Origin of the sequence: Sphingomonas sp. OTU376, from assembly GCF_038440415.1 — a bacterium.
GTDB lineage: Bacteria > Pseudomonadota > Alphaproteobacteria > Sphingomonadales > Sphingomonadaceae > Sphingomonas > Sphingomonas kyeonggiensis_A.
In genome coordinates this window covers 61,914-77,817 of sequence record NZ_JASATQ010000007.1, presented here as the reverse complement: position 1 = coordinate 77,817, position 15,904 = coordinate 61,914, and the positions used below count along the sequence as shown (strand labels likewise).

Sequence of the window (15,904 nt, the reverse complement as noted above, 5' to 3'; positions counted from 1 at the left end):
CTTCGCGGGGATGACGAAGAAGGAAGAGTCAGGCGACCAGCCGGGCCACTTCGTCGAAATCGTGGGCGATGAGCTTCACGCCCAGCGCGCGGAGGCGCTCGGCATGGTCGGGCGCGCAGTGCGAGCCGGCGCACAGGCCGATGACGTCTGCGCCCGAGGCAACCGCGCCGGTGACGCCCACCGGCGAATCCTCGAGGATCACGCAGCGTTCGATCGGCACGCCGATCGCCGCAGCCGCATGGAGATAGAGGTCCGGCGCCGGCTTGCCGCGCGTCACATGCTCGCGGCCGCTATAGATATGGTCACCGAAGCAATCGCGGATGCCGAGATGGCGCAGATGCCGGTCGATCCATTCGGTGCGGCTGGACGAGGCGATCGCGCGGGGCAGCGACCTGGGCAGGTCCTCGACGAAGCGTATGGCCCCGGCCACGGCTGGAAGCCCCTCTTCGAGCACGCGCGCGTCTTCCTCCGCCCGCACGGCGTGGAAGTCGTCGGGGATTGCCCGGCCGATCCAGTTCTCGATCGCGCCCAGGAAATCGGCACCGGCCAGGCCCATGAAGTTCGCCATCGAATCCTCAGGCGAAGTCGGGTGGCCGATGCTGGTGAGATAGGCGGCGATCTGGCGATTGCCGGCCGCTTCGCTCTCCAGCAGCACGCCGTCGAAGTCGAACAATATGGCGTCGTACTTCATGCGCGGGCGCCGAACAGCGCGGTACCGACGCGGGCATGGGTGGCGCCGATCGTCACGGCGGTTTCGAAATCGCCAGACATGCCCATCGACAGGCCCTCGAGCCCGTGATCGCGGGCGATCTTGGCGAGCAGCGCGAAATGGGGCGCCGGCTCCAGCTCAAGCGGCGGCACGCACATCAGGCCCTGGACCGGCAAGTCAGCCGCTTGTGCTTCCCTGAGCAGCGCCGGCAGCTCGAGCACCGGGCAGCCGCCTTTCTGCTCCTCGTCGCCGATATTGACCTGGAGGAAGCAGGCGGGGCGCCTGCCGGCCTTGTCCATCGCCTTGGCCAGTGCGCCCACCAGCGAGGGGCGGTCGACCGAATGGATCGCATCGAACAGCGCGACCGCATCCTCGGCCTTGTTCGACTGGAGCTGGCCGACGAGGTGAAGCGCGATATCGGGAGTCGTCTCGCGCAACTTCGGCCATTTGGCCTCGGCTTCCTGGACACGGTTCTCGCCGAACACGCGCTGGCCGGCGGCGATCAGCGGGGCGATCGCCTCGGCATCCTGCGTCTTGGAGATGGCGATCAGGGTGATGCTGTCGGGCTTGCGGCCTGCGATCTTGGCGGAACGCACGATCCGGGCACGCACATCGGCAAGGCGCTGGCTGGCTTCGTCTATCGGCATGAAGCGCGCTATAGGCAGGGCAATGCGCCGCCGCCACCCCCTCCCGCGCCTTTGGCTGATGACCGACGAGCGCGTGGGCGATGCGCTTTGGGAGGCGCTGGAGCGGCTGCCGTGGGGATCGGGCGTGGTGTTCCGGCACTATGGCCTGCCGGTGGCCGAGCGCCGGGCGCTGTTTGCCCGGGTGCGGAAGGTAGCGCGGCGGCGGGGGCTGGTGCTGGTCCGAGCCGGAATCGAACCGATGCGTGGCGAGGCGGGCGTACATGGCCGGCGCGGCCACGGGCTCCGCACCGCGCCGGCGCATGATCGACGCGAAGCGGTCGCCGCAATCCGGGCCGGTGCCGATGCGCTGTTCGTCTCGCCCGCCTTCCCTACCCGCTCGCACCCTGGCGCGCGGGCATTGGGACGGGCCCGCTTCGGAATGCTGGTGCGCGGGCTTGGCGTGCCGGTGATCGCGCTGGGCGGCATGGACGCGCGCAAGGCGGCGAGCCTCAGGCCGTTCGGGATATATGGATGGGCGGCAATCGACGCGTGGACGAAGGCGTAGGACTAGCTGCCCGAGATCCCGACTTTCATCGGGATGACGGCTGCACCGTCAGAAGCGGAAGGCGGTGCCCACATAGACCGCCTGGCTCTCGCGGCGGCTCTCGTTGAGCTTGGGCAGGCGATCTTCCTCGCTGCGATAGCGCACGCCGGCAGTCACATCGAGGTTGCGGGTCAGCGAATAGCTGCCGCCGACGTCGATCGAGTAGCTCGGCTTGTCGCCGATCAGCACCGGGGTGTTGTTCAGCGGACGATCCGAGGTGGCGGTGACGCGGCCGCTCAGGCGCTTGCCGGTGTAGCTGACACCGATATCGGCGCGCTCGCGGCTGCCCGGCTGGTCGACCAGCTCGACGCGGGTGACGTCACCCGAGACGGCCAGACGCTTCCAGCCGACCGAGACGCCGAGATTGTACGAGATCGGGGCCAGGCTGACCGGGGTGGCCGCCGCAGCGACGTCCCGCGTCACGTCGCGGCTGCGCAGCGCGCGGCTCGAGCTGGCACGGACCGCGACCGTCACACCGCGGGCATTGCCGCGCGATTCGGCCGGGGTGAAGCGGAAGCTGCCCTCGGGCAGGCCCGAACGGGCGAGTACGGCGGCGAGCTTGGGATCCGCCGCGGCAGGGGTGAAGATGCCCATGCCACCGCGCGCCGGCATCGCCGCGCGCTTGGCCGCCGCAACGCGCTCGGCCTTGCTGGTCTGGGCCTGAATCGACGGCGCAAGCAGGAGACCGGCAGCGCCAAGCGCCCCCAGTGCAATTCCCGTCCTGATCCGTCCGACTCGCATCGTCATGATTCCCTAGATAGGTCCGACTACCATGATTCCGAAGCGAGGTTCCACCGGTGGCACAAATTTCGTGACGGTGTTGCATCAGACCCACAGAATCTGCTTGCGGGGCCATTAACGAGAAGTGTTTCAATCGTGCGAATCGGGGCATGGCTTCCCGCCTTGCTCCCGCCACATGCGCCACTATAGATGCTCCCCGACTTTTCTCGCCTGCTAGGAATGTGACGATGAACCGCCTGTTGCGCACTGCGATCCTGGGGTCGCTTGCTCTTTCGATCACCGCGTGCGGCGGTCACAACAAGCGCCCCGAGGCGGATCTCGCGGCGTCGAAGATCACCACGATCGGCGTGAACTCCTATCTGTGGCGCGCCAGCCTCGACACGCTGAGCTTCATGCCGCTGCTGCAGACGGACTCCAACGGCGGCGTCATCGTCACCGACTGGTATGTGAACCCGAACGTGCAGACCGAGCGCATGAAGGTGACCGTGACGATCCTCGACCAGGATCTGCGCGCCGATGCGCTGCGTGTCGCCGCCCTGCGCGAAGTCAATCGCAACGGCGCCTGGGTCGCAGCGCCCGTGCAGGCCGCGACGGTGCAGAAGCTCGAGGACATCATCCTCACCCGCGCCCGCGACCTTCGCCGTGCTGCGGTGACCAACGACTAATCCCCTAGTGTCGGTTCCAGCCTGCTCCTCCGCCCGGCGAAGCAGGCCGGAGCCGCGAGAAGATTGCAGGAACTGACTTTGTCTCGCTTCAACCCGTTGAAGGCGGACGCCGCGTGGCAGAAGGTGTGGGAAGAGAACCGCACTTTCGCCGCGCGTGACGATTCGCCCAAGCCCAAGAGCTTCGTCCTCGAGATGTTCCCCTATCCCTCGGGGCGCATCCATATGGGGCATGTCCGCAACTACACGATGGGCGACGTGCTCGCGCGCTTCCGGCGGATGAAGGGCATGGAAGTGCTCCACCCGATGGGCTGGGACGCGTTCGGCATGCCGGCCGAGAATGCCGCGATGGAGAAGAAGGTCCATCCGGGCAGCTGGACCCGCGCCAATATCGCGACGATGAAAGCGCAGCTGAAGCGGCTCGGCTTCGCGCTCGACTGGACCCGCGAGCTCGCCACCTGCGAGCCGGACTATTATGGCCACGAACAGGCTATCTTCCTCGATTTCTTCGAGAATGGCCTAGTCTACCGCAAGGAATCGGCGGTCAACTGGGACCCGGTCGACATGACCGTGCTCGCCAATGAGCAGGTGATCGACGGTCGCGGCTGGCGCTCGGGCGCGCTGGTCGAGCGGCGCAAGCTGAGCCAGTGGTTCCTCAAGATCACCGAATTCGCCGACGACCTGCTGACCGGCGTCCAGGGCCTCGAGCACTGGCCCGACAAGGTCAAGCTGATGCAGGAGAACTGGATCGGCAAGTCCGAGGGCCTGCAGTTCAACTGGACGCTTTCAGACGGCGAAAGCATCGAAGTCTACACGACCCGGCCGGACACGATCTTCGGGGCGAGCTTCATCGCGGTGGCGGCGGATCACCCGATCGCGCAGAAACTGGCCGCTTCGAACGCGGAAGTTGGCGCGTTCATCGAGCTGTGCAAGCAGGGCGGCACCACCGCGGCCGAACTGGAGACGCAGGAGAAGCTGGGCTTCGACACCGGCCTCACCGCGACGCATCCCTTTGATAACGCTTGGCAAGTACCGGTCTACATCGCCAATTTCGTGCTGATGGACTATGGCACTGGCGCGGTGTTCGGCGTGCCCGCGCACGACCAGCGCGACTTCGAGTTCGCAAGCAAATATTCGCTTCCGATCCGTCGCGTCGTCTCCGAAGGCGACAAGACCGCGCCCGAATTCCACGATGCCGAGGCCTATACCGGCCCGGGAACGCTGGTGAACTCGCACTTCCTCGACGGGATGGACGTGGCCGACGCCAAGCGCGCCGTCATCCAGCGCGCCGAGGAAGGTGGCTGGGGCAAGGGCCAGACGGTGTGGCGCCTGCGTGACTGGGGCGTCAGCCGCCAGCGCTATTGGGGCACGCCGATCCCGATCATCCATTGCGAGAGCTGCGGCGCCCAGCCGGTGCCGCGCGACCAGCTGCCGGTGGTGCTGCCCGAGGACGTCAGCTTCGACGTGCCCGGCAACCCGCTCGACCGGCACCCGACCTGGAAGCATGTCGACTGCCCCAAGTGCGGATCATCCGCGCGCCGCGAGACCGACACGCTCGACACCTTCGTCGATTCCTCCTGGTATTTCATCCGCTTCGCCAGCCAGCCCACGGACAAGCCGTTCGACAAGGCAGTGGCCGAGCAGTGGCTGCCGGTCGGCCAGTATATCGGCGGCGTCGAGCATGCGATCCTGCACCTGCTCTATGCCCGCTTCTTCACCCGCGCGCTGCGCCATATCGGCAAGCTCGACGTGGCCGAGCCGTTCGCCGGCCTGTTCACGCAGGGCATGGTGACGCACGCCAGCTACTACCAGATGGAGGAGCATGACGGGCTGGAACGGAAGGCTTATTTCGAGCCAACCCAGATCACCCGCCGCGGCGACGGTACGGCATATCTGACCTCGACGGGCGACGACGTGATCGTCGGCCGCATCGAGAAGATGTCGAAGTCGAAGAAAAACACCGTCGATCCCACCGAGATCGTCGATCAGTATGGCGCGGATGCGACGCGCTGGTTCATGCTGTCGGACAGCCCGCCGGAACGTGACCTGGAGTGGAGCGAGAGCGGCATCGAGGGCGCCTGGCGCTTCGTGAACCGCCTCTGGAGGCTGTTCCATAGCGTTGCGGATGGCGAAGCTGGCACGGGCGAGGATCGAGAGCTCGACAAGCGCCTGCACCGCACGATCGCCGGCGTAGCCGAGGATATCGAGGCGCTGTCTTTCAACAAGTCGGTCGCCAAGCTCTACGAACTGGTCGGCGCGATCGAGAAGGCGCAACCTTCCGCGTCCAGAACGAATGCAATCCGCACGCTTGCGCGCGTCGTCGCGCCGATGGTGCCGCATATCGCCGAGCAGGCCTGGGCCGATATGGGCCAAAGCGGGCTGATCGCCGACGCCGAATGGCCCGCCGTGGACAGCGCGCTGCTCGTCGATGACGAGGTCACCATCGCCGTCCAGGTGAATGGCAAGCTGCGCGATACGCTGCTAATGCCGAAGGGCGCGGCCAAGGATATCGTCGAGGCCGCGGCACTTGCCAGCGACAAGATCGTTCGATCGCTCGAAGGCAAGCAACCGAAGAAGGTGATCGTGGTGCCCGATCGTCTGGTGAACATCGTCGCATGAAGCATGTCGCGCTCCTCGTCGCCGGCGCCCTGGCGCTTTCCGGCTCCTTGTCGGGCTGTGGCCTGCGTCCGCTCTATGGCGGCGGGCCGGACGGTGCGGTGCGCTCCACGCTTTCCGCGGTCGAAGTCGCGCCGATCCAGGGCCAGTCGGGCTGGCTGGTCGCCAATGCGCTCAAGGACCGGCTCGATCATAATGACGTGCCTGCCCGCTTCCGGCTGGAAGTGAAGCTGGACGACCAGATCTCGGGCCTGGGCGTGAAGCGCGACGATTCGGTGGCGCGTGAGCGCCGCACGTTGCGCGCCCGATACCAGCTGATCGACCTGAGCAACGGCAATGTCGTGCTCGACGCCACTGCCGGCTCCGATGCCGGTATCGACGTGGTCGGCAGCGAATATGCGACGATCGCGGCCGAGAAGAGCGCGCTCGAGCGGCTTTCGGGCATCGTCGCCGACCAGATCGTCGCGCGCGTCGCCCGCTATGCGCAGACCGCGCCCGGGGCGGGCGGCCAGTGAAGGCCAACGCGACGCAGATCCGCGCCGCGATCGAGAAGCTCAACCCCGATACGCGGCTCTATCTGTTCCACGGCCCCGACGAAGCGGGTGCCGCGGACCTGGCATCGAAGCTCGGCAAGACGCTGGGACCCGAGGCGGAGCGCATCGACCTCGACATGAAGGCGCTGCGCGAGCAGCCGGGCCGGCTCGCCGATGAAGCGGCCTCGCTCTCGCTGTTCGGCGGCACCCGATATGTCCGCGTGCTCGGCGTCGAGGAAGGCGCGGCCGAGGCGATCGGGCTGTTGCTGACCGCCGAAAAGGCCGGCAACCCCGTCGTGGCGATCGGCCCGGGACTGAAGGCGAGCGGCAAGCTGGTGAAGTCGGTGATCGCCGCGCAGAACGCCTATGCCCATGCCTGCTATGTGCCCGAGGGCGTGGATGCGACCCGCCTCGCCTCCAATGTCGCGCGCGAGCATGGCCTGCGGCTGATGGGTGAGGTGCCCCAGCGCCTGGCAGCCGCTACGGGCGGCGACAGGGCCATCCTGGCGCGCGAAATCGAGAAGCTGGCCCTTTTCCTCGATGCGGCGCCGGATCGCCCCAGGGACGCCGACAGCGCCGCTCTGGACGCGATCGGCGCGGACCTGGGGGATTCGGACCTGAGTGACGCGATCACTGCGGTGGTCGACGGTCGTGTTGGCGATGTTGGAGAAGAGCTGGCCCGGCTGGGTGAGGGCATCGGCGTGCCGCTGATGCGCCAGCTCGCCCGGCGGCTACAGGCGATGGCCGAGATGCGGATCGACCTGGACCGCGGCGGTGATATGGACGAAGTACTTGAAAAGCATCGTGTTTTCTTCCGCGAGAAGGCCGCTACCGGCCGCGCCCTGCGCCGCTGGAATGGCGCCCAGCTGATTCGCGCGATCGACCGGGTGCGCGCGGCCGAGCGGGCGATGATGCATTCGGGCAGTGCCGGCGAGGTTCTGGCCGAAGCCGAAGCAGTGACGATCGCCCGCCAGGCGGCACGGGCGAAGGGCTGAGGCCACGGCCTGCCGGGGGCCCAGAGTCACAAGCGGGACCGCATAGAAACCCTGGGCCCCGGCTTTCGCCGGGAAAGCACAGTGCGTTGCTTCTCGCTAGGCTAGGTCGTCAGATCCGCTCGCCGCTCAGCCGCTGGCAGACCATGTCGAGCTGATCGAGCGTCGAATAGGAAAGCGTCAGCGTGCCGCCCTTGGCACCGTGGGCGATGCGGACGTTGAGGCCCAGTACGTCGCCCAGCTGATGCTCAAGCGCCGAGATATCGGCGTCGCGGATCTTCGGCTCGGGCTTGCGCTTGCTGTTGGGCTTGGCGTGGCGGGCGAGCTTCTCGGTCTCGCGCACCGAAAGCCCCTTGGTCGCAACTTCGCGCGCGAGCCTCTCCGCCTCCGGCGCGCCGATCAGCGCACGGGCATGGCCCATGTCGAGCTCGCCGACCACCACCATGTTGCGCACGCCCTCGGGCAGATCGAGCAGGCGGAGCAGGTTGGCGATATGGCTGCGCGATTTGTGAACGAGCTTGCCCAGCGCTTCCTGGCTATGGCCGAACTCGCGGATCAGCCGGGCATAGGCCTCGGCCTCTTCGATCGCGTTGAGGTCCTGGCGCTGGATATTCTCGACCAGCGCGATTTCCATCGTCTCGGCTTCGTTGAAGTCGCGGACGATGACCGGGACCTCGTGCAGCCGGGCGCGCTGCGCCGCGCGCCAGCGGCGCTCGCCGGCGACGATCTGGTAATTATGGCCGGTCGGGCGGACGACGATCGGCTGGATCAGCCCGCGCAGCTTGAGCGACTGGGCCAGTTCTTCCAGCGCCTCCTCGTCGAAATGGCGGCGCGGCTGGTCCGGGTGGGGCACCAGCGAGCTGACCGGCAGCATGCGCAGGCCCGAGGCGACATCAGGCGTGCCGGAGACCGGTGCTTCGGGAACATTTTCGCCGAGCAGCGAGGACAGCCCGCGGCCAAGGCCGGGGCGAGGCTTGCGGGTGGGTTCGGTCATGCGGCTTTCTTGAGCTTGGGCAGGCGATCGATCACTTCACGTGCGAGCGCGATATAGGCTTCGGAGCCCGGGCAGCGATGATCGTAGATCAGCGCCGGCAGGCCGTGGCTGGGCGCTTCGGAGAGACGCACGTTGCGCGGGATGACGGTGTCGAACACGACCCGGCCGAGCACCGCGCGGACATCGTCCGAAACCTGGTCGGTCAGGCGATTGCGGCGATCATACATGGTGAGCACCACGCCGAGGATCGACAGGCCTGGGTTGAACCGGCCACGAATGCGCTCGACCGTATTGAGCAGCTGACCAAGGCCTTCCAGCGCGAAGAATTCGCACTGGAGCGGCACCAGCAGCGCGTGCGCGGCGACCATCGCATTGACCGTCAGCAGGCCGAGCGAGGGCGGGCAATCGATCAGGATCACGTCCCAGCGCTGGGCATGATGGCGCGCGATCGCGCTGTCGAGCCGGTGGGTGCGCGCATCGAACTCGATCAGCTCGATCTCGGCGCCCGACAGGTCCTGCGTTGCCGGGACGATATCGAGCCCGGGGACCTTGGTCGGCGTTGCGACATCGACCAGGTCGACATCGGTAACGAGCAGGTCATAGCTCGAATGCTCGCGCTCGGCCCGGCTGATGCCGAGGCCGGTCGAGGCATTGCCCTGCGGATCGAGATCGATCAGCAGGACGCGCTGGCCAGTCGCCGCAAGCGCGGTGCCGACATTGATCGCCGTGGTGGTCTTACCCACCCCGCCCTTCTGATTGGCGATAGCGATGCAGATCATTTGGGGCGTACCTTTCGCGCGACCACGATCCCCGATTCCGGCGACGTGATGCTGGGTTCCACGTGAAACGCACCCTGCCATTTCGCGCGCGCCGCTTCCACCTCCGATTGCACGCTTCGGCCCTTTGGGAGCAACCATATTGTGGAAGAGTCGGTGCAATGCGCGGTTGTCTTGAACAAGTCGGGCAAAGCGGCAACGGCCCGGGCCGAGACGATCGCCGCTTTCTGCTCCGGCTGATAGCTTTCGATCTTGCCATGGACGACGGTGGCGCGGTCGGTGATGCCCAGCTGCTCCGCCGCAGCGCGGAGGAACTCCACCCGGCGGATGCGCGGCTCGACCATCACCACCGGGCGATCGATCAGGATCGCGACGACCAGCCCGGGCATGCCCGCACCCGTGCCGACATCGACCCAGGCGCCCTCCCCGGCTTCCACCGCGAGCGGGATCAACTGGGCGGAATCGACGAAGTGGCGGGTCCAGAGCTCGTCGAACGATGCGGCCGAGATCAGGTTCTGCCGCGCGGACTCCTCGCGGAGGATCTCGCCGAAGCGCTGTAGCTGCGTTTCACGTGAAACATTGAAATGTGCACGGATCCAGTCGCGTGCTTCGTCTTCGGTCATGCGGCGCGCCGTTTCGCGTGAAGGAGGATGGCGGACAATGCCGCCGGCGTGATGCCGCGGATGCGTGCCGCGGCGCCGATCGTCTCGGGGCGCGAGGCGGTGAGCTTCTCGATCATCTCGTTGGAGAGCCCGGCGATTGCGGCGAAGTCCATGGTCGCGGGGAGCTTGACCGCGTCATTGGCGCGGAGCTGGGCAACTTCGGCTTCCTGGCGCTCGAGATAGGGCGCGTAGCGGGCGTCCTCGACATATTCGGCGAGCAGGTCCGGATCGGCGTTCGGATGGAGGTCGAGATGGTGCAGCTCGATCCCGGGGAAGCGCAGCCATTCGCGGGCGGGACGCCTGGCGCCGTCCTGGGCGACCGAAGCGCCACGAACTGCCAGGGCGCTGGCGGTACGTTCGGCGGTAAAGACCTGGTCGAGCGCTGCCCTGCCCTCTGCCCGCGCCACGAGCCAAGCGAGACGCTGGGGGCCGAGGCAACCCAGCTCAGCCGCGATCGGGCCCAGCCGGGTGCCGGCATTGTCGGCGCGCAGGCGGAGGCGGAACTCGGCACGGGCGGTCAGCATGCGATAGGGCTCGGTGACGCCCTGCAGCACCAGGTCGTCGACCATCACGCCGAGGTAGGACGTCGCACGATCAAGGATCAGCGGCGCGAGATCGCAGGCGTAGGCGGCGGCGTTGAGGCCCGCGACAAGCCCCTGCCCCGCTGCCTCCTCATAGCCGGTGGTGCCGTTGATCTGCCCGGCGCACCAGACACCCGGAATTGCGGGAAGCCCCAGCGTGGCATCGAGCGCGCGCGGATCGATATGGTCATACTCGACCGCATAGCCGGGCGTGACAATCTCCGTCCGCTCCAGCCCCGGGATCGAATTGACCATCGCCACCTGGATATCGACCGGCAGCGAAGTCGACATGCCGTTCGGGTAGATCAGATGGGTGTCCAAGCCCTCGGGCTCGAGGAAGATCTGGTGGCCGTCGCGATCGCCGAAGCGGTGGATCTTGTCCTCGATCGACGGGCAATAGCGCGGCCCCTGCGCATCGATCGCGCCGGTGAACAGCGGCGAGCGATCGAGACCCGAGCGGATCGCATCGTGCGTGACCTGGGTGGTGCGGGTGACGCCGCAATGAAGCTGGGGCAGGACGCGGCTTGGGGTGAGCGGCGACATGGTCCAGGGATCGCCGTCGGAAGGCTGCTCCTCGATCCGCGCCCAGTCAATCGTACGGCCGTCGAGACGCGGCGGGGTGCCAGTCTTGAGACGCGCCATCGGCAGGTTCAGTTCGCGAAGCTGCCCGGCCAGGCGGATGGCCGAGCCCTCGCCGACGCGGCCGCCAGTCTCGCGCTCCTCGCCGCGGAAGATGCGGCCGCCGAGAAAGGTGCCGGTGGCGAGGACCACGGCGCGGCATTCGAGCAGGCTGCCATCGGCGAGGCGGACGCCGGCGACCGCGCCGTTGACCAGCTCCAGCGCCTCGGCCTCGCCAGCGACGAGATGCAGATTGGGCTGCTCGCCGAGCATCTTCTGGATCGCGGCGGCATAGCGGACGCGATCCGCCTGGACGCGCGGACCCTGTACGGCAGTGCCCTTGGACCGGTTGAGCATGCGGTAGTGGATGCCGGCGGCATCGGTCGCGCGACCCATCAGCCCGTCGAACGCATCGACTTCGCGAACCAGATGTCCCTTGCCCAAGCCGCCGATCGCCGGGTTGCACGACATCGCCCCGAGCTTGGACAGGTCGAAGCTGAGCAGGGCGGTGCGCGCGCCGCGGCGGGCCGAGGCGGCAGCCGCTTCGGTGCCGGCGTGCCCGCCGCCAATGACGATGACGTCGAAATCCATTGCCGGCGCGCTACAGAATCGCACGCGCCGCGTCAAAAGCGTTCCACGTGGAACATCTATTTACCTATGCAGAAACGCCCGAACAGCGCATCGAGCATCGCCTCCACCCCCGCACGGCCCGTGATCGCGTCGAAGGCGCGCATGGCGGAGCGGAGATGCTCCGCGATCAGCAGCAGGTCATTTTCGCGCTCAATCGCCCGCAACGCTGCGGCCGCGCCCTGGGACAGCTCCCGTTGACGCGCATTGAGTGCCATCTGATCGGGTGGTGGCAGCAGATCGCCCGCAAGCCTCGCCAGGGCCTGCCAGAGCGCATCCATGCCCTCGCCCGTTCGCGAGGACAGCGATAGCCGCCCCTCGCTTGCTCCCCGCCCCGGCAGATCGGCGCGAGGATTGAGCCAAAGCAGATGATCGTGCGCGGGCGGGGTCTCGTCGCCAAGCCAGAGCAGGATGTCTGCCTCCGCCTGGGCTGCCTGGGCGCGGGCGATGCCGATCGCTTCGATCTCGTCGCCGGGCAGCGCCGCCAGGCCGGCAGTGTCGATCAGTAGCCAGGCGATCCCGCCACGCACCACGGGCGCCTCGATCCGATCGCGCGTGGTACCCGAAATCGGCGAGACGATCGCCGCATCACGGCCCGCCATCGCATTGAGCAGCGACGACTTGCCGGCATTGGGCGGTCCGACGAGCACGACCCTTATGCCGTCGCGCAACCGCTCGACCGGCGGCCGATCGGCAATCGCTTCGATATCCGCCGCCAGGGAAGCCGCACCCGATCGGATCACCGGGAGCAGCGCTGCGTCGGCGACGTCATCCTCATCGCTATGATCGAGCTCGGCCTCGACCCGGGCGGCAAGCCCGAGCAACCGATCCGTCCAACCCTCGACGGCGCGACGCACCGCGCCTTCCGCCGACCGGATCGCCGACCGGCGCTGGGCCTCGGTTTCGGCCATCAGCAGGTCGCCCAGCCCCTCGGCTTCGCTCAGGTCGATCCGGCCATGGATCAGCGCGCGCCGGGTGAACTCGCCCGGCTCGGCCGACCGGAGCCCCGGCCGGGCAGCCAGCGCCGCCTCGACCGCGCGGACCACGGCGCGGCCACCATGGAGATGGAATTCGGCCAGGTCCTCGCCCGTCGCGGTGTTCGGCCCCGGAAAGCAGAGCACGATCGCACGATCGAGCAGCGCGCCATCCGCGGGATCCCGCAACGCGCGCACCGCAGCACGGCGCGGCTTCGGCAGATCGCCGGCGAACGCCTGCACCACTTCAAACGCTTGCGGGCCGCTCACCCGCAGCACCGCGATCGCGGCGGGGGGAGCGCCGCTGGAAACCGCGTAGATCGTATCCATTACTTGTCGGTCTTGCTCCCGGTGCCGGCATCGAACATCGCGCGCCAGAACCCCATCCCCGCCTCGCCCATCGGCGACCAGCTCTGCAGCATCTGCTGGAACGCCTCGGGGCTGCCATGCTTGTTGATCGCATCGACCATCATCGAGACATAGCGCTCATGCACCGGCCCCAGATCGGGCAGGCCCATCGCCCGGCGCGCTTCCTCGGGCGTGCAATCCACCTCGACGTTGATCTTCATGGCTATCTCCGTTGCGCGCGCCGCGATGCGGCTGCTAGTTCGGATGCATGTATGCGCGCGACCATGGTGTGATCGCAACGCCCATCGGCCCGGTGCGGGTCGAAGGTAGCGAAGACATGCTGGTTTCCGTGACGATCGGTGGCATCGACGCGCCCCGCCCTGCCCGCGCCACTGCCGTCCGCGCCGCGCTCGAGCAACTCGAATCCTGGTTCGCGGGTGATCGCCGTGACTTCGACCTGCCGCTCGAGCCGCTGCCGACTTCACGTGGAACAGAGCTGCGCGCCGCGATGATCGGCATCGGCTATGGCGAGACGCTGAGCTACGGCGAACTCGCCCGCCAGACCGGCTCCAGCGCCCGCGCCATCGGCCAGCTCTGCTCGCGCAACCCCTTTCCCATCCTCGTCCCCTGCCACCGCGTGCTCGCCGATGGCGGCCGCCTCGGCAATTATTCGGGCGGCGACGGACCCAAGACCAAATCCTGGCTGCTCGAACATGAGCGGCTTCATTCCGGAAGGACTCTATTGTGAGCGAAATGATCAGCATCGATACGATCGACGGCAGCGGCAGCTTCCAGGCCTATGTCGCCCGGCCCGAGGGCACGCCCAAGGCAGCGGTGATCGTGATCCAGGAGATCTTCGGCGTGAACCCGGGCATCCGCCAAAAGTGCGACGACTGGGCGGCGAAGGGCTATCTCAGCCTCGCGCCCGATCTGTTCTGGCGCCTCGAGCCGGGCATCCAGCTCGATGCCGATGTGCCCGAGCAGTTCCAGCAGGCGCTCGCGCTGATGGGCAAGTTCAACCAGGACGCCGGGATCCGCGATATCGAGGCAACGATCCGCGCGGCGCGTGCCCAGCTCGGCGAGGGCGGCAAGGTCGGCGTGGTCGGTTTCTGCCTGGGTGGACGCCTGGCATTCATGAGCGCGACCCGGACCGACAGCGATGCAAGCGTCGGCTATTATGGCGTGGGCATCGACAATCTGCTCGGCGAGAAGCACGGCATCTCGCGCCCGGTGCTCATGCATATTCCCCAAGCCGATCACTTCGTGACCCCGGAAGCCCAGGCGGCGATGCATGCCGGCCTGGACGATCACCCCAAGGTCACGCTGTACGACTATGCCGGCGAGGATCACGGCTTCGCCGACACCTTCGGCAAGCGCCGCTCGGATGAAGCTGCCAGGCTGGCCGACGCTCGCACTGCCGAGTTCTTTGCGAAGAACCTGGGATAAGTTGTTTTGAAGGCGGCGTGTTCCTGTGAGCGCACCGCCTTTCGCTCCTGCCGGCGACGTGACAGGCGGATCGCATCAGCCTAGAGTTCGAGCCGTCGAAAATAGAGCAGCAGGGTGGTGGCTCCTGCGCCCGCACGCGGGTTCTTCTCAGCCTCGGCGTCCAACGAACCCGGTTCGGCGCGACGCATGGCCTGCGGCTCCGAACCCAATCGGAGTCCGCCATGAACTATCTCTTCCTGAGTATCGCCATCGCTGCCGAAGTACTCGGCACCAGCTTCATGAAACAGTCCGAAGGCTTCACCCGCCTGGTGCCGAGCCTGGTCACGGTCATTGCCTATGCGGCTGCCTTTTACTGCCTGTCGCTCACCCTGCGGACGATCCCGACGGGAATCGCCTATGCGATCTGGTCCGGCGTGGGGATCGTGTTGATCACGGCGATCGCCTGGATTTTCCAGGGGCAGAAGCTCGATATGCCGGCAATGCTTGGGCTGGGACTGATCATCGCCGGTGTGGTGGTGATGAACCTGTTTTCCAAGGCAGTGGCGCATTAGGTCGCACCAGCCTGTGAAACGGAAAAGGCCGGGCAATGCCCGGCCTTCCCTCTCCTCCCGCAAGCACGGGAGACCTGGTAATCATCTTCAGAAGAAGCTGGTGATCCCCGGCGTCTGGTGCGTGCCCACCCAGCCTTCATAGATCATGCGGAACGCCACGAAGACGATCACGATCAGGCCGATATAGGCGATCCAGGGATAGCGGTTGATCAGCTTGGCGATCAGGTTTGCCGCGATGCCCATCAGCGCCACCGAGAGCAGCAGCCCGACGACGAGGATACCGGGATGCTCGCGGGCCGCGCCGGCGACCGCCAGGACATTGTCGAGGCTCATCGAGACGTCGGCGACCGCAACCGCCCAGGCGGCCGCGGCGAAGCTCCTGGCGGGCTTCAGGCCCGATTCCACCTCATCGGCGTGCGGGCCGCCCTCGCGGATCTCGCGCCAGAATTTCCAGCTCACCCAGAGCAGCAGCAGGCCACCGGCGAAGATCAGGCCGACAATGCCCATCAACCAGCTGACGATCAGCGCAAAGGCGATGCGCAGGACCAGCGCGGCGCCGATGCCGATCAGGATGACCTTCTTGCGCTGCTCGGCGGGGAGCCCCGCGGCAAGCGCACCGACAACGATCGCATTATCGCCCGCCAGCACCAGGTCGATCATCAGCACCGAGCCGAAGGCGGCCAGGGCGGACGGATCGCCCAGGTTCGAGAAATCGGCGAGGATATGCTGCCAGATATCGGCAGGAGAGCCGATTCCGGCTGCGGCGGCGCTGAGGAGCATGTCGAGCATCGGCTAAGCCCTAACGCGCTTGCAGCGGCATGCAAGCGTCGGGCGCGTCCAGCAT

At 67.1% G+C, this 15,904-nt stretch carries 18 protein-coding genes; 8 read left to right on the top strand and 10 right to left on the bottom strand.

Annotated features, from left to right (window positions below; genetic code table 11):
- Positions 1–28: 28 nt before the first annotated feature.
- Together AAHM44_RS05050 and AAHM44_RS05045 are read right to left on the bottom strand one after the other, a co-directional pair.
- Complete coding sequence (locus tag AAHM44_RS05050; protein ID WP_269573313.1) at positions 29–691, bottom strand: HAD family hydrolase; 663 nt, start codon at positions 689–691, stop codon at positions 29–31.
- Positions 688–1,356: a YggS family pyridoxal phosphate-dependent enzyme gene (locus AAHM44_RS05045; protein WP_342249262.1), complete on the bottom strand. Its 669-nt coding sequence runs from the start codon at positions 1,354–1,356 to the stop codon at positions 688–690. The genes AAHM44_RS05050 and AAHM44_RS05045 overlap by 4 nt, the downstream gene beginning before the upstream one ends.
- A gap of 58 nt (positions 1,357–1,414) precedes the next feature.
- On the opposite strand from AAHM44_RS05045, the gene AAHM44_RS05040 reads away from it, so the two are divergent.
- The gene (locus AAHM44_RS05040) at positions 1,415–1,900 is read left to right on the top strand and encodes a thiamine phosphate synthase (protein WP_342249261.1); all 486 of its coding nucleotides are present in this window, start codon (positions 1,415–1,417) and stop codon (positions 1,898–1,900) included.
- A 48-nt stretch (positions 1,901–1,948) separates the two neighbouring features.
- On the opposite strand, the gene AAHM44_RS05035 is transcribed toward AAHM44_RS05040, so the two are convergent.
- Positions 1,949–2,686 carry a hypothetical protein gene (locus AAHM44_RS05035; RefSeq protein ID WP_269573316.1) on the bottom strand — a complete coding sequence of 246 codons (738 nt, stop codon included), beginning with the start codon at positions 2,684–2,686 and terminating at the stop codon, positions 1,949–1,951.
- A 221-nt stretch (positions 2,687–2,907) separates the two neighbouring features.
- Here AAHM44_RS05035 and AAHM44_RS05030 point away from each other — a divergent pair, with 221 nt between their 5' ends.
- The 4 genes from AAHM44_RS05030 (at position 2,908) to holA (ending at position 7,486) form a co-directional block, all read left to right on the top strand.
- Positions 2,908–3,345, top strand: a complete 438-nt coding sequence (locus AAHM44_RS05030; RefSeq protein ID WP_184163369.1) for a DUF3576 domain-containing protein — start codon at positions 2,908–2,910, stop codon at positions 3,343–3,345.
- Between the two features lie 78 nt (positions 3,346–3,423).
- A complete protein-coding gene (leuS, locus tag AAHM44_RS05025; RefSeq protein ID WP_342249260.1) occupies positions 3,424–5,961 on the top strand; it encodes a leucine--tRNA ligase in 2,538 nt (845 codons plus the stop codon).
- Positions 5,958–6,473, top strand: a complete 516-nt coding sequence (gene lptE / locus AAHM44_RS05020; protein ID WP_269573318.1) for an LPS assembly lipoprotein LptE — start codon at positions 5,958–5,960, stop codon at positions 6,471–6,473. The genes leuS and lptE overlap by 4 nt, the downstream gene beginning before the upstream one ends.
- Positions 6,470–7,486 carry a DNA polymerase III subunit delta gene (gene holA, locus AAHM44_RS05015; RefSeq protein ID WP_342249259.1) on the top strand — a complete coding sequence of 339 codons (1,017 nt, stop codon included), beginning with the start codon at positions 6,470–6,472 and terminating at the stop codon, positions 7,484–7,486. The genes lptE and holA overlap by 4 nt, the downstream gene beginning before the upstream one ends.
- Positions 7,487–7,595: 109 nt before the next feature.
- On the opposite strand, the gene AAHM44_RS05010 is transcribed toward holA, so the two are convergent.
- The 6 genes from AAHM44_RS05010 to AAHM44_RS04985 are packed head-to-tail and all read right to left on the bottom strand — an operon-like array spanning position 7,596 to position 13,284.
- The gene (locus AAHM44_RS05010) at positions 7,596–8,477 is read right to left on the bottom strand and encodes a ParB/RepB/Spo0J family partition protein (protein ID WP_269573320.1); all 882 of its coding nucleotides are present in this window, start codon (positions 8,475–8,477) and stop codon (positions 7,596–7,598) included.
- A complete protein-coding gene (locus AAHM44_RS05005) occupies positions 8,474–9,256 on the bottom strand; it encodes a ParA family protein (RefSeq protein ID WP_269573321.1) in 783 nt (260 codons plus the stop codon). The genes AAHM44_RS05010 and AAHM44_RS05005 overlap by 4 nt, the downstream gene beginning before the upstream one ends.
- Positions 9,253–9,876, bottom strand: a complete 624-nt coding sequence (gene rsmG / locus AAHM44_RS05000) for a 16S rRNA (guanine(527)-N(7))-methyltransferase RsmG (RefSeq protein WP_342249258.1) — start codon at positions 9,874–9,876, stop codon at positions 9,253–9,255. Before rsmG ends, AAHM44_RS05005 begins: the two co-directional genes overlap by 4 nt.
- Positions 9,873–11,705 (bottom strand): tRNA uridine-5-carboxymethylaminomethyl(34) synthesis enzyme MnmG, encoded by a 1,833-nt coding sequence (gene mnmG, locus AAHM44_RS04995; RefSeq protein ID WP_342249257.1) that lies wholly within the window; start codon positions 11,703–11,705, stop codon positions 9,873–9,875. Before mnmG ends, rsmG begins: the two co-directional genes overlap by 4 nt.
- 56 nt (positions 11,706–11,761) lie before the next feature.
- Complete coding sequence (mnmE, locus tag AAHM44_RS04990; RefSeq protein WP_342249256.1) at positions 11,762–13,045, bottom strand: tRNA uridine-5-carboxymethylaminomethyl(34) synthesis GTPase MnmE; 1,284 nt, start codon at positions 13,043–13,045, stop codon at positions 11,762–11,764.
- A complete protein-coding gene (locus tag AAHM44_RS04985; protein WP_184163342.1) occupies positions 13,045–13,284 on the bottom strand; it encodes a DUF6489 family protein in 240 nt (79 codons plus the stop codon). The genes mnmE and AAHM44_RS04985 overlap by 1 nt, the downstream gene beginning before the upstream one ends.
- Before the next feature lie 47 nt (positions 13,285–13,331).
- Here AAHM44_RS04985 and AAHM44_RS04980 point away from each other — a divergent pair, with 47 nt between their 5' ends.
- The 3 genes from AAHM44_RS04980 (at position 13,332) to AAHM44_RS04970 (ending at position 15,060) form a co-directional block, all read left to right on the top strand.
- A complete protein-coding gene (locus AAHM44_RS04980) occupies positions 13,332–13,811 on the top strand; it encodes a methylated-DNA--[protein]-cysteine S-methyltransferase (protein ID WP_269573325.1) in 480 nt (159 codons plus the stop codon).
- The gene (locus AAHM44_RS04975; protein ID WP_269573326.1) at positions 13,808–14,509 is read left to right on the top strand and encodes a dienelactone hydrolase family protein; all 702 of its coding nucleotides are present in this window, start codon (positions 13,808–13,810) and stop codon (positions 14,507–14,509) included. The genes AAHM44_RS04980 and AAHM44_RS04975 overlap by 4 nt, the downstream gene beginning before the upstream one ends.
- A gap of 221 nt (positions 14,510–14,730) precedes the next feature.
- Positions 14,731–15,060, top strand: coding sequence for an SMR family transporter (locus tag AAHM44_RS04970; RefSeq protein WP_269573327.1), 330 nt, complete (start codon positions 14,731–14,733; stop codon positions 15,058–15,060).
- 87 nt (positions 15,061–15,147) lie between these two features.
- On the opposite strand, the gene AAHM44_RS04965 is transcribed toward AAHM44_RS04970, so the two are convergent.
- Entirely contained in the window at positions 15,148–15,849 is a 702-nt protein-coding gene (locus AAHM44_RS04965) for a TerC family protein (protein WP_342249255.1), read from the bottom strand.
- Between the last annotated feature and the right edge of the window lie 55 nt (positions 15,850–15,904).